Annotated in this window: 18 protein-coding genes; 11 read left to right on the top strand and 7 right to left on the bottom strand. The window is 71.8% G+C overall.

Annotated features, from left to right (window positions below; all coding sequences use genetic code 11):
- The first annotated feature begins 121 nt into the window (after nt 1-121).
- From SSP08S_RS59285 to SSP08S_RS14510, 3 genes are all read left to right on the top strand, one after another.
- The gene (locus SSP08S_RS59285) at nt 122-733 is read left to right on the top strand and encodes a hypothetical protein (protein ID WP_176573188.1); all 612 of its coding nucleotides are present in this window, start codon (nt 122-124) and stop codon (nt 731-733) included.
- Between the two features lie 16 nt (nt 734-749).
- Nucleotides 750-1,514 (top strand): bestrophin-like domain, encoded by a 765-nt coding sequence (locus SSP08S_RS14515; RefSeq protein ID WP_174479385.1) that lies wholly within the window; start codon nt 750-752, stop codon nt 1,512-1,514.
- Nucleotides 1,515-1,748: 234 nt separating this feature from the next.
- The gene (locus SSP08S_RS14510; protein ID WP_019068334.1) at nt 1,749-2,306 is read left to right on the top strand and encodes a hypothetical protein; all 558 of its coding nucleotides are present in this window, start codon (nt 1,749-1,751) and stop codon (nt 2,304-2,306) included.
- 95 nt (nt 2,307-2,401) lie between these two features.
- On the opposite strand, the gene SSP08S_RS14505 is transcribed toward SSP08S_RS14510, so the two are convergent.
- Complete coding sequence (locus SSP08S_RS14505) at nt 2,402-2,905, bottom strand: hypothetical protein (RefSeq protein ID WP_026178487.1); 504 nt, start codon at nt 2,903-2,905, stop codon at nt 2,402-2,404.
- A gap of 332 nt (nt 2,906-3,237) precedes the next feature.
- On the opposite strand from SSP08S_RS14505, the gene SSP08S_RS14500 reads away from it, so the two are divergent.
- Nucleotides 3,238-3,909, top strand: a complete 672-nt coding sequence (locus SSP08S_RS14500; protein WP_019068332.1) for a class F sortase — start codon at nt 3,238-3,240, stop codon at nt 3,907-3,909.
- Nucleotides 3,910-3,948: 39 nt separating this feature from the next.
- Here SSP08S_RS14500 and SSP08S_RS14495 read toward each other — a convergent pair whose 3' ends face one another.
- Nucleotides 3,949-4,788 carry a polysaccharide deacetylase family protein gene (locus SSP08S_RS14495; protein ID WP_019068331.1) on the bottom strand — a complete coding sequence of 280 codons (840 nt, stop codon included), beginning with the start codon at nt 4,786-4,788 and terminating at the stop codon, nt 3,949-3,951.
- Between the two features lie 91 nt (nt 4,789-4,879).
- Complete coding sequence (gene lysX, locus SSP08S_RS14490) at nt 4,880-8,158, bottom strand: bifunctional lysylphosphatidylglycerol synthetase/lysine--tRNA ligase LysX (protein ID WP_026178486.1); 3,279 nt, start codon at nt 8,156-8,158, stop codon at nt 4,880-4,882.
- 90 nt (nt 8,159-8,248) lie between these two features.
- On the opposite strand from lysX, the gene SSP08S_RS14485 reads away from it, so the two are divergent.
- Nucleotides 8,249-8,710, top strand: coding sequence for a universal stress protein (locus SSP08S_RS14485; protein ID WP_019068329.1), 462 nt, complete (start codon nt 8,249-8,251; stop codon nt 8,708-8,710).
- A 348-nt stretch (nt 8,711-9,058) separates the two neighbouring features.
- Here SSP08S_RS14485 and SSP08S_RS14480 read toward each other — a convergent pair whose 3' ends face one another.
- Nucleotides 9,059-9,886 (bottom strand): alpha/beta fold hydrolase, encoded by an 828-nt coding sequence (locus tag SSP08S_RS14480; protein ID WP_019068328.1) that lies wholly within the window; start codon nt 9,884-9,886, stop codon nt 9,059-9,061.
- A 57-nt stretch (nt 9,887-9,943) separates the two neighbouring features.
- Here SSP08S_RS14480 and SSP08S_RS14475 point away from each other — a divergent pair, with 57 nt between their 5' ends.
- A complete protein-coding gene (locus SSP08S_RS14475) occupies nt 9,944-10,420 on the top strand; it encodes a MarR family winged helix-turn-helix transcriptional regulator (RefSeq protein ID WP_019068327.1) in 477 nt (158 codons plus the stop codon).
- A gap of 7 nt (nt 10,421-10,427) precedes the next feature.
- Here the strand turns inward: SSP08S_RS14475 and SSP08S_RS14470 are convergent, their stop codons facing one another.
- Nucleotides 10,428-11,567 carry a CapA family protein gene (locus SSP08S_RS14470; RefSeq protein ID WP_026178485.1) on the bottom strand — a complete coding sequence of 380 codons (1,140 nt, stop codon included), beginning with the start codon at nt 11,565-11,567 and terminating at the stop codon, nt 10,428-10,430.
- Between the two features lie 222 nt (nt 11,568-11,789).
- Between SSP08S_RS14470 and SSP08S_RS14465 the strand changes: the two genes are divergently transcribed.
- From SSP08S_RS14465 to SSP08S_RS14455, 3 genes are all read left to right on the top strand, one after another.
- Complete coding sequence (locus tag SSP08S_RS14465; RefSeq protein WP_019068325.1) at nt 11,790-12,335, top strand: sigma-70 family RNA polymerase sigma factor; 546 nt, start codon at nt 11,790-11,792, stop codon at nt 12,333-12,335.
- 156 nt (nt 12,336-12,491) lie between these two features.
- Nucleotides 12,492-13,007, top strand: a complete 516-nt coding sequence (locus SSP08S_RS14460) for a hypothetical protein (RefSeq protein ID WP_019068324.1) — start codon at nt 12,492-12,494, stop codon at nt 13,005-13,007.
- Nucleotides 13,008-13,148: 141 nt separating this feature from the next.
- Nucleotides 13,149-13,799 carry a zf-HC2 domain-containing protein gene (locus SSP08S_RS14455; RefSeq protein WP_019068323.1) on the top strand — a complete coding sequence of 217 codons (651 nt, stop codon included), beginning with the start codon at nt 13,149-13,151 and terminating at the stop codon, nt 13,797-13,799.
- Here SSP08S_RS14455 and SSP08S_RS14450 read toward each other — a convergent pair.
- Nucleotides 13,786-14,607, bottom strand: a complete 822-nt coding sequence (locus SSP08S_RS14450) for a helix-turn-helix transcriptional regulator (protein WP_019068322.1) — start codon at nt 14,605-14,607, stop codon at nt 13,786-13,788. The genes SSP08S_RS14455 and SSP08S_RS14450 overlap by 14 nt on opposite strands.
- A gap of 72 nt (nt 14,608-14,679) precedes the next feature.
- Between SSP08S_RS14450 and SSP08S_RS14445 the strand changes: the two genes are divergently transcribed.
- Complete coding sequence (locus SSP08S_RS14445; protein ID WP_019068321.1) at nt 14,680-15,396, top strand: SDR family oxidoreductase; 717 nt, start codon at nt 14,680-14,682, stop codon at nt 15,394-15,396.
- Nucleotides 15,397-15,422: 26 nt separating this feature from the next.
- Entirely contained in the window at nt 15,423-15,809 is a 387-nt protein-coding gene (locus SSP08S_RS14440; RefSeq protein ID WP_102133343.1) for a hypothetical protein, read from the top strand.
- Here the strand turns inward: SSP08S_RS14440 and SSP08S_RS14435 are convergent.
- Nucleotides 15,802-16,665: an Fpg/Nei family DNA glycosylase gene (locus SSP08S_RS14435; RefSeq protein ID WP_019068319.1), complete on the bottom strand. Its 864-nt coding sequence runs from the start codon at nt 16,663-16,665 to the stop codon at nt 15,802-15,804. The genes SSP08S_RS14440 and SSP08S_RS14435 overlap by 8 nt on opposite strands.
- Between the last annotated feature and the right edge of the window lie 24 nt (nt 16,666-16,689).

Below are 16,689 nucleotides of genomic sequence, written 5' to 3'. Positions count from 1 at the left end.
ACGCATCCGGCCACCTCCGACAGTCGGATCGTCAAACCGTCGCACCGCGCCTTCCACTCCTTCGGGGCAATCCCCTCGCGCTCCCCCGCGCGCGACCCCGCGAGGCCTCATGATCTCCGTCGTGCATGGACCCGAACCGACCCGAACCGCCCTTGCCGCAAGGGTGTTGACCCTGGTGACGCTCACCTGGCTGCTGACGGGCGCACCGGCGGGCCCGGCGGCGGCCGACGCGTGCGCGTACGCCTCCACCGGGCCGGACGGCACGCAGGCGGTGGCGGTGGCCGGCAGCGGCTCCTGGCCGACGCCCCCGGCCTGCCAGAAGCCGACCCCGAAACCGCCCCCACCGCCCTGCCCCTCCCCGACGCCCACCCCGCCGCCGCCCCCTCCGAAGCCGACACCCACCCCGACTCCGACCCCCAGGCCGACGCCGACCCCGAAGCCCCGGCCCACACCGAAACCCACGCCTCCGCCACCCGCTCCGGCGCCCCGCCCGGCACCCGCGGCTCCGCTGCCCAGGCCCGCCCCGACGCCCACACCCACACCGACCCCGCCGCCGAAACCGACTCCGAAGCCGAGGCCCGCCCCGCATCCCGCGGCGACCCCGGTGAGTTATCCGAAGTACCACGCCCAGCCGCGCCCGCGGCCCGCCACCGGCCGGACGCCGCCGGTCGTCTACGTCCTGCTCATCACCCTGCCCGCGGTGGTCGCCATCGCCGCGCTGCGTCCGCGCTGATCCCCGGAGGAATCCCTTGTCGGAATGGCTTGTTCTCGCCCTCGCGATGGCGGCGGCCTGTGTCGTCGTCGTCATCGTCACCTTCCTGCGCGAACGCGCGGCGTCCGAGGACGAGGACCCCAGCGAGACCCCGGACGTCATCGAGTACATGACGATGTGGATCGGCGTGGTGTACGCCATCGTCCTGGGTCTGGCGATCGCCGGTGTCTGGGAGGCCCGCAGCGCCGCCCAGGACCATGTGCAGGCGGAGGCGCAGGCGCTGCACGAGATCTCGGAGCGGGTCCGGCTCTATCCGCCGGCCGAGCGCGACCGCATCCGGGCGGATGTCGACGCCTACGTCTCACAGGTCGTCAACACCGAGTGGAAGACGATGGCGGACCACCAGAAGCTCACCCAGCGCGGCACCGACCTCCTCCAGCGAATCCGTGCGGACGTCACGGACTACCAGCCGAAGACGGACTTCCAGGCGCAGGCCTACCAGCCGCTCGTCGAGCAGGTCGCCGCGGCCGACCTGGCCCGCAGCGCCCGCGCGGACTCCACCGGGGCGACGATGCCGGCGGTGGTGTGGTTCGGGCTGCTGGCCGGGGCGGTGATCACCATCGGCATGGTCTTCGCGCTGCAGATCCGGCGTACGCCGCGGGAGCTGGTCCTCGCCGGGCTGTTCTCGGCGCTGATCGCCTTCCTGCTGTTCCTGATCTGGGACTTCGACGCGCCCTACAGCCGGGGCATCACGGCCTCGGCGCAGCCGTTCCTGAACCTCTTCCCGCACATCAAGGACTGACGGCCCCTCACCGGGACCGGCCGGCGGGTCACTCGCCGGGGGACGGCCGCCACGCCGCGGCTGTCCCCCGGTCGCAGGAACGGCATCCCCTGTGCGGCCCACACGGTTGCCCCATTCGCGCGACTGGGATCGCGGGAGCGCACACATGTTCCTAGCGTTTCGGACATCGAGGTGCATTTACGGCGCCAGCGGAAAAGGTCCGCGGCTGCTCCTCGGGGACCCGGAGGAACCACCATGCGCGCGATACGCGTCGCCTCGGCCGCACTGCTGGGCATCAGCGCCCTCGCCCTCGCGGCGCCGGCCGCCGTCGCGAAGGGCGACGGCAACCACAACATCACGCCGTTCGGCTTCAGCGTCCTGCCCTCGACGATCGCGGCGGGCGGCCAGGTGACCCTGCAGGTCGACCGCGACAGCGGCGGCTGCAAGGGCTCCGTCACGGTCTCCTCCGGAGTCTTCGACACCGTCAGGATCTCGCCGGGCCAGTCCTCGGCGACCGCGATGGTCGACTGGGACGCCAGGCCGGGAGCGGTGTACCAGGTGACGTTCACGTGCAACGGCGAGAGCGGCTCCACGGGTCTGACCATCGCCTCCGGCCGCGCGAACAACAACGGCAACAACATCCAGCCGCTCCAGCCGGCGCAGCAGATGCCCCGAGGGGTACGGGCCGGTGAGGGCGGCAGCATCGCCGGCTTCGACCTCAAGGAGCTCGGTATCGGCGCGGCCCTCATCGCGGGCTCGGTCGGAGCGGCGTACCACTTCTCCCGTCGCCGTACCGGGGAGGACGGCGCCTGACACACCATCACCCGCACAGGCCTTCGCCCCGGAACCCGAAAGGGTCCGGGGCGAAGGCCTGTTGCGTGCGCTTCGACCTCCGAAGGGGGAGGAGGTCAGATGGCGCGCTCGCTGCGGCGGCGCATCCAGAACACGCCGCCACCGACGACGGCCGCGGCGACCAGGCCGCCGCCGATCGCCATGTCGGTCGGGGTCGCCCCGTTGGCGCTGCTGCCACCGAGGCCGCCGCGGACACCGCCGATGACGGTGTAGGCGGAGTCCCGGGTCAGCACGGAGCCGTTCCGGCAGCGCACGGTGATGCTGTACGGGCCGGGACCGGCGTTTCGGCTGATCCGCGCCGTTCCGCTGGCGGTCTGGCCGGCCCCGCCGACGAGCGAGGACAGGTTCGCGGGGCGTTCGAAGCCGGGCGAGTTGGCGGTGGCGCCGGTGAAGCAGCCGTCGACCGTGACGGTCAGCTGGCCGCCGCGGGCGATCACGCTGGGCAGGGCGACGATGTTGCTGGGGCTCTCCCCCATGCCGTCCGCGAGGGCCGCCGGGGCGGCGAGCCCCAGGACGGCCACCGCGGCACCGGCGGCAGCCAGGGCACGAGTTGTACGCATGTCATCCTCCGCGGAAGGCGCCCCGGGACCCGTCCCCGGTCGATCGGCGAGAAAACGCCTCCCAGACGCACCCTCAGATGCCTTGCACGCGCCCGCATTTCGGGAATGGTCCGTCCTGGTGAGAGGACACGCCGAGGGAGAACCGGACAATCGGATATTGCCGCAGGTCACGGACCGTCAGAAAATTCCTGCCGCCCTCTCCTCATATGGCGCACATAAGGATGACCGGGCCACCCGTTCGCGCCTGCCCCGTCGCCGGTTCCGCATTCGGGACTTAGCGTTCTCGTATGCGCGATTGACGTGGCGACGGCCGCGTCGAGAGGGGATGGCGAATGTCTGCGTCCGAGCTGTCCGAGCTTGCCGAAGAGGAGGAGCGGCAGAAGAAGCGCGCCCCGTGGGGAGTGATAGCGCTTGTTCTGCTGACCGGTCTCGCGCTCATTCGGAATGGTTCGGGAGAGTTCGATGTGGGGCCGCCGCAGCCGGCTTCGGCGGCGGCCGCCGACAGCCGTGCCGGCGTCGGCACCTTCGGAAAGGCCCCGGCCCCGCTCCCGTTCTCCGTCGCCGACCGGGTCAGGATTCCCGCGATCCGCGTCGACGCCCCGGTCATGCCGGTGGGCCTGGACGCGGACGGATGGGTCGGCGCGCCGCCGCCGGAGGACCCGAACCTGGCGGGCTGGTTCACCGGTGCCGTCTCGCCCGGCGAGAAGGGCACGGCGGTGGTCGTCGGCCATGTCGACAACAAAATGGGCCCCGCCGTGTTCTACGGACTCGGGGCCCTCAAGAAGGGAAATCGCGTCGAGGTCGAGCGCAAGGACGGAAAGACGGCCGTATTCGAGATCTACGGCATCGAGGTCTTCGAGAAGAGCAACTTCCCCGGCGACCGCGTCTACGCCTCCAAGGGAACTCCGGAACTGCGCGTCATCACGTGCGGCGGCGGTTTCTCCAAGCAGAACGGCTACGACGGGAATGTCGTCGTCTTCGCCCGCCTGGTCGAGGTCCGCTGAGCGATTCCCCGGCCGGGCGGGCGAAGGCCCGTCAATCCGTCAGGTGGTCCGGCGGCGCGGCAGTGTCATGTGGTAGCCGGAGTCGAGCAGGTGCGGCAGATACTCGCGCAGCGCCCGCACACTCTGGGAACGGTCGCCCCCGGCGTCGTGCGAGAGCACCACGACGCCGGGGGCGGCGCCGTCCTCGACCGCGTCGACGATGTGGCGGACACCGGGTGTGTCCCAGTCGAGGGTGTCGACGGTCCAGGCGAGGGGTTCCATGCCGAGCTCGGAGCCGAGCTGGAAGGCGGCCCGGTTCCAGGCGCCGTAGGGCGCGCGGAACCACTGGGGGCGTTCCCCGTAGGCGTCCTCGATGACATCGCTGGTGCGTTCCATCTCGGAGCGGATCTGACCGCGGGTCAGCTTGGTCAGCAGGGGGTGCGACCAGGTGTGGTTGCCGACGACGTGGCCCTCGTCGGCCATCCGGGCCAGGATGTCGCGGTTCCAGTCGGCCATCTCGCCGCACACGAAGAACGTGGCGCGGACGTCGTACTCGGCGAGGGTGTCCAGGATGTGCGGGGTGTAGTGGGGGTCGGGTCCGTCGTCGAAGGTGAGCACCATGGTGTTGCCGCGTCCGGACATGCGCAGGAACGGTTCGTGCCGTACCGGGACGTGGGCGAGGGTGGTGTGGGGCGCGCCGTAGCCTGCCACGGGCTGGAGGCGGTAGGAGGAGGGCTTGCGCGCGAGGCGCGGTGGGGGCCCGGCGGCGGGGGCGGCGGCCCGGACGGGGGCGTCGTCCGAGAGTCCGGAGTACAGCAGACCGGCGGTGCCGGCCGCCCCGACGGCGGCGGCGCCGGCGAGCAGGGCCCGTCGGCGCGTGAGCGACTGATCCTTCTTCATGACTCATCAGTCGCCCGGCAGGAGACCGCCGCCCCACGTCGACACCGGTGCGGCGGCAGGAAAACACCCGCCCGGCCCAGCGTTCGGGCGCTCAGCGGCGCCGGACGAGGGGGAACGGCAGCGTCTCACGGATCGTCAGCCCCGTGAGGAACATGACGAGTCGGTCCACGCCGATGCCGAGGCCCCCGGTGGGCGGCATCGCGTATTCGAGGGCGTCGAGGAAGTCCTCGTCGAGCTCCATCGCCTCGGGGTCTCCCCCGGCGGCGAGCAGCGACTGGGCGGTGAGGCGGCGGCGCTGTTCGACGGGGTCGGTGAGTTCGGAGTAGGCGGTGCCGAGTTCGGTGCCGAAGGCGACCAGGTCCCAGCGTTCGGCGAGCCGCGGGTCGGTGCGGTGCTGGCGGGTGAGCGGGGAGACGTCGGTCGGGAAGTCCTTGTAGAAGGTGGGCAGCCGGGTCGGCTCCTCCACCAGCCGCTCGTACATCTCCAGTACGACGTCCCCGCGGCCGTCGTCTGCGCCGTACGGCACGCCCGCGCGGTCGCACAGCAGGTGCAGGCGGGCGAGTTCGGTGTCGGCGTCGATCTCCTCGCCGAGCGCCTCGGAGATCGCGCCGTAGACGGTCTTGACCGGCCACCGCCCCGAGATGTCGTACTCCTCGCCGTCCTTGCGGGCGACGGGCGAGCCGAAGGCGGCGGTGGCCGCGCCCTGGACGAGTTCGCGGGCGAGGTCGAGCATCACGTCGTAGTCGGCGTACGCCTGGTAGGCCTCCAGCATCGTGAACTCGGGGTTGTGCTTGTAGGAGACGCCCTCGTTGCGGAAGGTGCGGCCCATCTCGAAGACCTTCTCCAGGCCGCCGACGCAGAGGCGCTTGAGGTACAGCTCGGGGGCGATGCGCAGATAGAGGTCGAGGTCGTAGGCGTTGATGTGGGTGGTGAAGGGGCGGGCGTTGGCGCCGCCGTGGATCTGCTGGAGCATCGGGGTCTCGACCTCCAGGTAGCCGCGCTCCAACAGGCCCTGGCGCAGGGCCTGTACGGCGGTGGAGCGGGCCCGGACCACGTCGCGGGCGGCGGGGCTGGCGACCAGGTCGAGGTAGCGCATGCGGACCTTGGCCTCGGGGTCGGTGAGGCCACGGCGTTTGTCGGGCAGGGGGCGCAGGCACTTGCCGGTGAGCTGCCAGGAGGTGACGAAGACGGTGGGTTCGCCCTTGTCGCTGGTGCCCGCGCGGCCGGTGGCGGTGATGTGGTCGCCGATGTCGGTGTCGGCGGTGAAGCGGTCGAGGTCGGGGCCCGACTCGGCGCGGGTGAGGGCGAGTTGGTGGTCGCCGGACCAGTCGCGCAGGGTGAGGAAGACGATGCCGCCGAGGTCGCGCACCCTCATCACCCGCCCGGCGACGGTGACTTGGTCCCCCGCGCGGAGCTCGGCGAGGGTGTGGGTGCGTTGCGGGACGCCGACCGGGTAGGGGTCGGTGCCGGTGGCGATCAGGCGGTCGAGGGTGCGGTGCCGGACGCGGACCTGTTCGGGCAGGCCGCTGTCCGGGCCGTCGGTCCCGGCCTCGTCCCCTCCGTCGAGGCCGAGCGCCGACAGGGACGGCAGCCCCGCGGTGGTCGCGGGGCGCTGTCCGCTCTTCGGGTGCCCCTTTCCCCAGAGTTGTCGCAGCGACGGTACGGAGACGAAGCCCTCGGCGATGCCGGAGGCGAGGCTGATCCGGGCCAGGGAGGCGGTCTCGCCGTAGCAGATGAAACGGGGGTACCACTCGGGGTGGTACTTGGCGTTGGAGCGGTAAAGGGCCTCCAGTTGCCACCACTTGGAGAAGAACAGCAGGAGCCGGCGCCACAGGCGGAGCACCGGGCCCGCGCCGATGCGGGCACCCTCCTCGAAGGCCGAGCGGAACACGGCGAAGTTGAGGGAGATCCGGTGGACGCCCAACTTCGGTGCGGTGGCGCAGAGTTCGGCGACCATGAACTCCATGACGCCGTTGGGGGCGGTGCGGTCGCGGCGCATCAGGTCGAGGGAGACACCGTCGCCGCCCCAGGGGACGAGGGAGAGCAGCGCGAGCAACTTGCCGTCCTCGCCGAGGGCTTCTACGAGGAGGCAGTCGCCGTCGGCCGGGTCGCCGAGGCGGTCCAGGGCCATGGAGAAGCCACGCTCGGTCTCGGTGTCGCGCCAGGCGTCGGCGCGGTCGACGACCTCCTCCATCTCCGCGTCGGTGAGGGTGGCGTGGCGGCGGATGCGGCAGGTGGCACCGGCGCGCCGGACGCGGCCCACGGCCTGGCGGGTGACACGCATGTCACGTCCCGCGAGGTCGAAGTCGGCGACGTGCAGGATCGCCTCGTCGCCGAGTTGCAGTGCTCCGAGTCCGGCCCGGGCGAAGGCCCTTGCCCCGTCCTCGGAGGCGCCCATCACGGCGGGGGCCCAGGCGTGGCGGCGGGCCAGGTCGAGCCAGGCGGCGATCGCGTGCGGCCAGGCCTCGCGGTCGCCGACCGGGTCGCCGCTGGCGAGACAGACGCCCGCCTCGACGCGGTAGGTGACGGCGGCCTTGCCGCTCGGTGAGAACACGACGGCCTTGTCGCGCCGGGTGGCGAAGTAGCCGAGGGAGTCCTGACCGCCGTAGGCCTTCAGGAGGGCGCGGATGCGGTCCTCCTCGTCGCCGTGCAGGGCCGCTTCGAGGCGTTGGGAGCGGAAGAGGACGGTGGCCGAGTTGAGGAGGGCGAGCGCGCCGAACAGGCCGAGCAGGAAGGACACGGCTCGGGGCGTACGGCCGTCGAAGGAGCGGCCGGAGACCAGGCCTCCGCAGACCCGGTCGGCGGCCCAGCCCAGGTGCTGGCTCTCGGGGAGCGTGCCGGGGAACAGGGAGACCAGTCCCCAGCCGGCCAGGATCGCGACGGCGAGTCCGGCGAACAGGACGGCGAGGGCCCGTCGTACGGCCGCGCGGCGGGAGGCGGCGTAGAACTGCCTGCGGGCGACGATCAGAAGGACCAGCAGGAGGGCGCAGACGATCAGGGACGGGAGGGACTCGGCGTACAGGCCGAGGACCACGCCGAGGACGTCCGTCAGGACGAGCAGGCCGAGGTAGACGACGACCAGCCACCAGGCGATCTTCTTGCGGGCGGCGGTCGCGGCGGCCAGCAGGAAGAGGAAGACGGCGTAGGCGAGGTTGGCGCTGACCGGGACGATGAGGAGGTCGAGGAAGCGGACCACGGGGCGCAGGACGCGGCGCAGCGGGGCGATGAAGGCCAGCAGCACACAGAGCAGGCCGAGGGCGCCGAAGAAGGTCGCGAAGCCCTCCGGCACCCTGCTGAGGAAGCCGTGTCCGGGCGGCCGTACCGGAGCCTTGGTGTCCTTGGACCCGGGCGCCTCCACGGTGGCAGTCATGCTTCCGACTGTAGGAACAGGGCGGGCCGCGCGCCCGTCGAGAGCTCCCGGGCAGGTTCGGGACCTGCGGGTTCCGATAGCCTGCCAGCCGTGACGGAACAGCAGCCAACTCAGTTCGAGCGGGGCACGGACGGGCCGAAGGTCATCGTGGCCGGGGTGGACGGCTCCGAGTCCTCTCTGCGGGCCGCGGCCTATGCCGCGGGCCTGGCCCGGCGGCAGCACGCGCTGCTCGCCATCGTGTACGTGCAGCCGGTGCTGGCGGCGGGCGCGGCCATGGGGGCACCGGTCGCCGAGACGACCGACGAGATCGCCGAGGACCTGGTCTCCCAGATCCGGCACGAGACCGAGCGGGTGAAGGGGATATTCGACATCCGCTGGGAGTTCCACACGTTCCGCGGCGACCCCTACGGCGGCCTGGTGAAGGCCGCCGACCAGCTGAAGGCCGACGCGGTCATCGTCGGCGCGTCGGAACAGGCCGGCCACCGCATCGTCGGCTCGGTCGCGGTGCGGTTGGTGAAGGCGGGGCGGTGGCCGGTGACCGTGGTGCCGTAGCCTCCGGCGGCTATACGGGGAGGGCCGGGGGATGCCGTGACCGGAGAGGGGCGGCCGGCGGCGGTGTCGGGCGGTGGCCGGGCGGTTACGGCCCAGCCTCCGACGGCGATGCGAGGGTGGGGTGGTGGTGCCCTGGCGGGCAGGGGCGGTCGGTGACCGGGGCGATGTTGGGTGATGGCCGTGTGGTGTTGGCGCAACCGGTGACAGTGGTACTGGTGACGGCGTAGTCGGCGGCGGTGGCGCCCTGGCCCGGCAGCGGCCGTGCCGTAGCCGGTCGTACCTGTAGTCGCCTGTAGTCGCCCGTAGTCGCCGACGGCCGCGCCCCGGTCGGCCCGTCGCTCCGCTTCGTCAGAGTGTGCCGAGAAACTCCGTCAGGACCGCGTTGAACTCCTCCGGCTTCTCCATGTTCGGGTAGTGGGCGGCGCCCTCGATCGTGGTGGAGCGGCCGTTCGGGACCGTGTCGGTGAAGCGGTTCGCCATGGCGAGGCTGTCGGGCCAGTCGAGGGCGCCGTGGATCGCGAGGACCGGGGCGTCGAGTTTCGGGACGCGGGGCCAGGGGTCGCCCAGCGGGACGTACCAGTCCTTCTCGCCGGGCGTGTGCTTGAGGAGCGTGTGCGTGGTCAGTCCGCGCAGGCGGCTGATGACGGACGGGTCGACCTCGTCCGGCGTGCGGTGCGGGCCCGCCACGCCCTGGGCGAAGTGGTCGAGCCAGCCCTCGATGTCACCGGCGGCGAGCAACTGCCCGACGCGGGCCTGGCGTTCGAGCAACTCGGGGTCGGTGTACTCGAACGCGCTGGTGCCGGCGCCGGAGACGACGATCGCCCGGACCAGTTCGGGGTGTTCCAGCGCGGTGTCGGTGGCGACGGCCGCGCCCATGCACAGGCCGACCAGGACCGCGGGCCCGAGGTCGAGGTGGCGCAGAAGTCCCGCGAGGTCGTCGGCCCAGCGGAACGGCCTGCTCGCGTTGGCGGAGAAGCCGTGGCCGCGGATGTCCGGGGCGATGACGCGGAAGTCGCGGGCGAGGGCGGGTATCTGGTCGTCGAAGACGCGGTGGTCGGCGAAGCCGGAGTGGAGGAGGACCACGGGGTCGCCGGTGCCCACGTCGAGGTAGGCCAGGTCCCCGTCGGCAGATGCGAAGAAGCTCAGTTCCGAAGCAAGTTCCGAAGCAGCTGTCATGACAACCAAGGTGTCATCTTCGGAGGAGGTTGGCAACCCAGGTGTCATGATGGGGCCGTGAACGACTCCGCTCCCCTCTCCCCCGACGAACTCGGCCACCGCCTCACCGAGGTGTTCGACCTGGTCGGCCCGCTCTACCGGCGCGCCCTGCGCAAGGTCGAGCAGGGCGAACCGGTCGAGGGGGTCTCCGTCGGCGTGCGTGCCGTACTGGACCTGCTGCGACAGCACGGGCCCATGACGGTGCCCCAGATGGGCCTGACCCTGGCCCTGAGCCGGCAGTTCGTGCAGCGCATGGTCAACGAAGGGGCGGCCCACGGCTGGGTGGAGGTCACGCCCAATCCCGCGCACCAGCGGTCCTCCCTGATCCGGCTCACGGAGGAGGGCCGGTCCGTCATCACGTCCGTCCTCGGCCGCGAGCACTCCCTGAACCGCCAGGTCGGCGGCGATCTGACCGACGCCGAGGTCAGCGCGTGCGTGCGGGTGCTCACCGAGATCCTCAGGACCTTCGACCATGTGGACGTGGACGGGGACTGACCGTCCGTCACTTCCCCATCTGCAGCCCGTCCTTCGCCGCGCCCCGCCCCAGCACCACCTCGCGGATGCGGTCGCGGTCGGCGGTCAGCTCGGCGCCCTGGCCGATCGCCCGGTTGACGTCGACGACCCGGCCCGCGTCGACGTCGAAGAGCTGCGGGACGAACTCCGCCTTGGCCACTTCCCACCGCGCGCCCGGCCGGACGGGCGGTACGAAGGTGAAGCGGGCGAGGGTACTGGTGTTGCCGCCGGGGTTCTGGGTGCCCGCGTTGTCGTACATCTCACCGGTGACCTGGTCGCCGAGCCCGTACACCACCCAGGTGCCGTTGACCTTCTCGTACGCCTGCGGGGTGCGGGCGTGGGTGCCGAGGATCAGGTCGATGTCGGGGCGGCCGTCGGTGCGGGCGGCGGTGAGTTCCCCGGCCAGCGCGACCTGTTGCGGGTCGGGCGCGTTCTGGCCCGGTGTGCCCCAGCGCAAGGAGACGACGACCACGTCGGCGCCCGCGCGCCGGGCGTTGCGGGCATCGGCGAGGATGCGGGCGGGGTCGAGGAGGTTGACGGACCAGGGTTCTCCGGCCGGGAGCGGGACGCCGTTCGTGTCGGCGGTGTAGGCGAGGTGGGCGACCTTCGCCGGACCGGCGCGCAGCAGTGCGACCGTGCGCGCCTCGGCGTCGCCGCGCGCCGTTCCCGCGTGCCGTACGCCGGCGCCGTCGAGGGTGTCGAGGGTGTGCTGGATGCCGAAGGGGCCGTCGTCCAGGCTGTGTTCGGAGGCGGTGGAGCAACCGTCGTAGCCGGTCGCGGCGAGGGCCCGTGCCTCCTCGGGCGGGGAGTCGAAGAACGGGGAGCCGATGCGGTCGCCGTAGGGCGTCTCGATGTGACACAGCGCCAGGTCGGCCCGCGAGACGAGGGGTTGGACGGCGGAGAGCATGGGCCCGAAGTCGTAGCCGGTGCCGCCGGCGTCGAAGCGGGCGCGGTCAAGGACGGCGCTGTGCGGGAGGATGCCGCCGGCGGCGACGAGGGTGAAGCCGCGGGCGGCGGGGGGCGCCGGACGGCCGGCGGCCTTCGGGTCGTGGTGCTGGGCCTGGCAGGCGGCGGCCGCGGTGAGAACCCCCGCCAGGGCGACGGCCACCTGTCGTCTGCGTGCGATCATCAATTCACCCCACTGTGGTCATATTTACCCACCGATAGGTATGAACCTCAGCGCCCCCGCAAACGGCTTCCGGCCCCCGATGACCCGTCCGGTGTGCGCGTGTGGGGGATCCCCGGGGGCGCGGACCGTTCGTCGCACCGTTCGCCGACGCGATCGACCGTCCGCCGCACGCCCCTCGTGCGCCCCCTGTCCCCGGACGGCCCCCTGCGATGCCATACGGCCATGACGGCCGGACCCACGCTCACCCACGGAACGACCGCCGAGCACGAGCTCGCCACACTGCAGCGCGAGCACGGCAGGCCGCTCTTCGCGCTGCTGCTCCGGCTCTGCGACGGCGACCGCCAGCGCGCCGAGGACCTCGTCCAGGAGACCCTGGTACGGGCCTGGCAGCACCCCGAGGCGCTGCGCGCCGACGACTTCGATTCCGTACGGCCCTGGCTGCTGACGGTGGGCCGGCGGCTCGCCATCGACGCGCGGCGGGCCCGGCAGGCGCGACCGCCCGAGGTCGGGGACGCGGTGCTGGAGAACGCGCGGGTCTGTGCCGATCACGCGGAACGGTCGGCGGCGACGCTCGATGTGCGGGAGGCTGTGAAGACTCTCACTCCGGAGCACCGTGAAGTCCTGGTGCTCGTGTACTTCCAGGGGGCGAGTGTGGCGGAGGCCGCGGCGGCCCTCGGGATTCCGCCCGGTACGGTGAAGTCCCGTGCCTATTACGCGCTCCGCGCCCTGCGCCGGGTGCTTCCCGGCTATGCGGCCGACCTGCGGTGAAACCAACTCCTTAGTCAAACCTCCGTAAAGCGCCTTGCTCAGGACCCTGGTTGAGTAATCGGCTGTCCTCATCCGTGTTCCGGACTGGGGGGCTCGGGGTTCCTGACGGAGCCTCGGGCCGGGCGACGCGCACGCACCGGAGGAAGGCAGGAAGGGATGCTGCACAGAGGTCAAGAGAGCACGGACGGCACCGGCGGCGGTGAACTCACCGTCCCCATGGCCTGGCTGTACGCCGAGTACATCGCCGACGAACTGCTGCGGACCGGCGACCTGATGCCGCCGACGTCCTTCGAGTTCCGTGCGGGACGGGACGCGCTGGCGCTGACCATCTTCCTCTCCGACACGGACGGGGAATTGTCCGGTATCAGGGTGGTCACCCAACTTGAGACCTGGCTTTCGCTCACGGCGTACGACCAGCCGTGGCAGGACTGGGTCGGTGAACGTATGTCCAAGTTGACGGCGGAGGCGGTCGAGGCCGGCGTCGACGCACCGGACCTGGCGCTGGCGGAGAACGCCTGGCGCTGGCTGGAGGAGACCGAGCTGCTCGCGCCCGATCTGGACGCGGTGCCGGGAGGCGGTCCGGTGACCGGTGAGGACGACGGGCCGAAGGTCTGGACGCCCGCCTGGCAGCTGGGTCTGCCGCTCGGCCATCTCGCCATCCATCTTTTTTGAAACAGGGACCAATCCATGGGTTCGACCGCTACGAATTCGTGATGGCGATTCTGTGTGCGCCTTGAGTGATTCGACGGGCTGGTGCGTACCGATGGGAGCAAGGAGTAACCCCACCCGCACCTAACGGCACGAGGATTCGTCATGAGGTCCCTGGAAAGGCATCGCGACGTCGGCGCGTACGCGCTCGGCGTGCTGGACGAGGCGGAGGCCTTCCGCTTCGAGGATCACCTCATGGAGTGCACCAGCTGCGCGGCTCATGTGACCGAATTCGGTCCCGCCTCACGGCAGTTGATGCTGTACCGGCGTGCGACGCCGCGCTACGTGCACCCCATGGCGCAACCCGGGCCCCGGCTGCTCGACCGGTTGCTCGGCGAGGTGTCCGCCCGTCAACGGGCCGGACGGCGGCGTTTTCTCTACGCCGTGGCCGCCTCGGTGGTACTGGCCGTGGGCGGCCCCGCGGTGGCGACGCTCGCCGGGGGCGGCGACGGGGCGGTGCAACTCACCGCGACCGACGCCAAGTCCGGCGTGTGGGCACAGGTCACGGCCGCGAACGAGAACTACGGCAGTGATGTGTCCCTCAAGATCAAGGACGGCGCGGGCCCCCGCTCCTGTCGTCTCGTGGTCGTCGGCCGGGACGGTTCCGAGCAGGTCGTGACCAGTTGGAACGTTCCCGCCCACGACGCGACGATGATCACGATGCAGGGTGGCGCGGCGATGCACCCCGACGAGATCGACCACTACGACGTCCGGACGGCCGACGGCCAACAGCTGGTGCGACTCACCTCGCACTGAAGTCCCGCCCTGCGGCGGCCAGTTGCCGCAGGGCTCGCGCGGACGGGGTGCCAGGGTCCGCGGTGAGGAAGACGACCTGCTGGTCGTCGTGCGGGACGGTGAGCACATCGCAGTTCACCCGCAGCGGGCCCACCCTCGGATGAGTGAGGGTCTTGGTGCGGTGGCCGGGGGCGTGCACCGGGTCGATGTCCCAGATCTGTGTGAACTCCTCGCTGCCGGCGCGCAGTTCGGCCAGCAGGCGGGCGAGACCCGGATCGTACGGATAGCGGTCGGCGGCACGGCGCAGCCGGGAGACCACGATGTGCGCGAACTCCTCGGCGCTCGAACTCTGCATCGGTCGGTCCAGGAAGCGGCGGCGCGCGAGGTTCGGCCGCGTGCCGAGATCCCCGCCGAGCACGGTATCCGCGAGCGGGTTCCAGGCGATGACGTCGTAGGTGGCGTCGGTGACGATGGCCGCGGTGTCCGGGATGCGCTCCAGCAGGGCCGCCACATGCGGGCGGACGGTCCGCACCGGCGCGGCGAGAGGCGTCACCTGGGTCCCCGCCAGCCGGAACAGATGGCTCCGCTCGGCCGGGGTGAGCCGGAAGACTCCGGTGAGGGCGTCCAGGATGCGGGGCGACGGGCGGGGGCCGCGGGCCTGTTCGAGGCGGGCGTAGTAGTCGACGGACATGTGGGCCAGTTCCGCGACCTCTTCCCGGCGCAGCCCGGAGGTCCGCCGGGACGGCTCCCCCGCCAGCCCCACGTCGGCCGGCACCAGCCGCTCCCGCCGCCCGCGCAGGAATCGGGCCAGTTCCTGTCTGTCGCTCACGGGGCCTCCCTCCGGCTGCCAGGGACCGGTAGTCCCTGGTTCGACGGCGCCGGACGCGGAATCGTCGTCCCCATGAACGATTCCACAGCACTGGTCACCGGCGCCAACAAGGGCATCGGCAAGGAGATCGCCCGCCTGCTCGTCGCCGAAGGGTTCACCGTGTACGTCGGCTCGCGCGACGCGGGCCGGGGACAGCGGGCGGTCGACGAACTCGGCGCCGGCGCCCGCCTGTTGGTCCTGGACGTCACGGACGCCGACAGCATCGCGGCGGCGGCACAGGAGGTCACCGCCCTGGACGTCCTGGTCAACAACGCGGGCATCATGTCCGGCGACGGCCCGGCACCCCGGGCGGCCCTCGACGACATCCGCCGCACCTACGAGACGAACGTCTTCGGAGTCCTCGCCGTCACCAACGCGTTCCTCCCGGCGCTCCGCCGCTCCCCGCGCCCCCGCATCGTCAACATCTCCAGCGGCACCGGCTCCCTGACCTGGAGCGCCGACCCGGCCCGGGAGTTCGCCGCCCACGCCGGAGCGGGTGCCGCGTACCGCTCCTCGAAGACGGCCCTCAACGCCCTCACCCTCTTCTACGCGCAGTCCTTGGCGGCCGACGGCTTCAAGGTGAACGCCCTCGCCCCGGGCCTGCGGACGACAGACCTCAACGAACGGGCCGCCGCGAGCGACGGAGACCCGGCGGAAGCGGCACGCGGCGCCGTCGACCTGGCCCTGCTGCCGGACGACGGGCCCACGGGGCGGTTCGTGTCGTGGGACGGGACGGAAGTGCCCTGGTGAGCCGATCGGCAGGGCATCCTGTGGCGATGGACGACACCGGGTCGGCTCAGGCCACCCGATCCGTACTGCTGCGCGGCCTGTGGCGCGACGCGATCGACGGCTGGGGCGCCCCCGGCGCGCTGGATCAACTCCCGGCCGCCCAAAGGCTGCTTGCCGCCGGGGCGGACAGGGACGATCTCCTCCGCCTGGTCCGGGCCGTCGCGTACGAGGCGGTGTTCGCGACGCTCGACACCCTCGACGAGGGCGGCCCCGGGCACGACCCGGACGCGGTCGGCGGCTGGGTGGTCGTGGCGACGCACACGGACGGTTCACCGACCGGGCAGGTGCTCCCGGGGCTGCACGAGGACCTGTTGGCTGCGGACCCCGGCGGACGTGACGGGACCGACCTCTGGCAGCAGGGCCCCGCTACTTGAGCAGTCGCGACATCCGTCGGTCCGCGAGCGGCTTGCCGCCCGTTTGGCAGGTGGGGCAGTACTGGAGGGAGGAGTCGCTGAAGGAGACTTCGCGGATGGTGTCGCCGCAGACCAGGCAGGGCTGGCCGGTGCGGCCGTGGACGCGTAGGCCGCTCTTCTTCTCCGCCTTGAGGCGGCCCGCCGCGACGCCCCGGGAGCGCTCGATGGCGTCGAGGAGTGTCGTGCGCAGGGCCGTGTAGAGCGTGTGGGTCTCGGCCGGGGTCAGGGACGCGGCCAGTTTGAAGGGGCTCATCTTCGCCGCGTGCAGGATCTCGTCGCTGTACGCGTTGCCCACCCCGGCGATCAGGGTCTGGTCGCGCAGCGCGCCCTTGAGCTGACGGCGTTCGTCCTTGAGGAGTCCGGCGAAGCGCGGCTCGTCGAAGTCGTCGGCCAGCGGGTCGGGGCCGAGGCGGGCGACGCCCGGGACGGACTGCGGGTCGGTCACGACGTACACCGCGAGGCGCTTCTGCGTGCCCGCCTCCGTGAGGTCGAAGCCCTCGCCGGTCTCCAGGGCCACGCGGAGCGCGAGCGGGCCCTTGCCGGGGCGGGGCGGGCCGTCGGGGAGGCGGTCCTTCCAGTGCAGCCAGCCCGCCCGGGCGAGGTGGGTCACGAAGTGCGGGCCGCCGTCCGTCTCGACGTCCAGGAACTTCCCGTACCGGTGCACGGCCACCACCTCGTGTCCCTCCAGCGCGGTGGGCGGAGGGTCGTACGTCTTCAGGACGCTGATGGCGACGGGCAGCACCCGTACGATCTCGTGGCCGACGAGGTGTTCGGTCAGGAAGTCCTTCAGCGCTTCGACCTCGGGAAGTTCCGGCATACGTCCAGGGTGCCATCAGCGGCG

It is taken from the genome of Streptomyces hokutonensis (assembly GCF_000376565.1).
Lineage (GTDB): Bacteria > Actinomycetota > Actinomycetes > Streptomycetales > Streptomycetaceae > Streptomyces > Streptomyces hokutonensis.
Note: the sequence above shows the minus strand (reverse complement) of the source record. Positions and strands in the feature narration are given on the sequence as shown.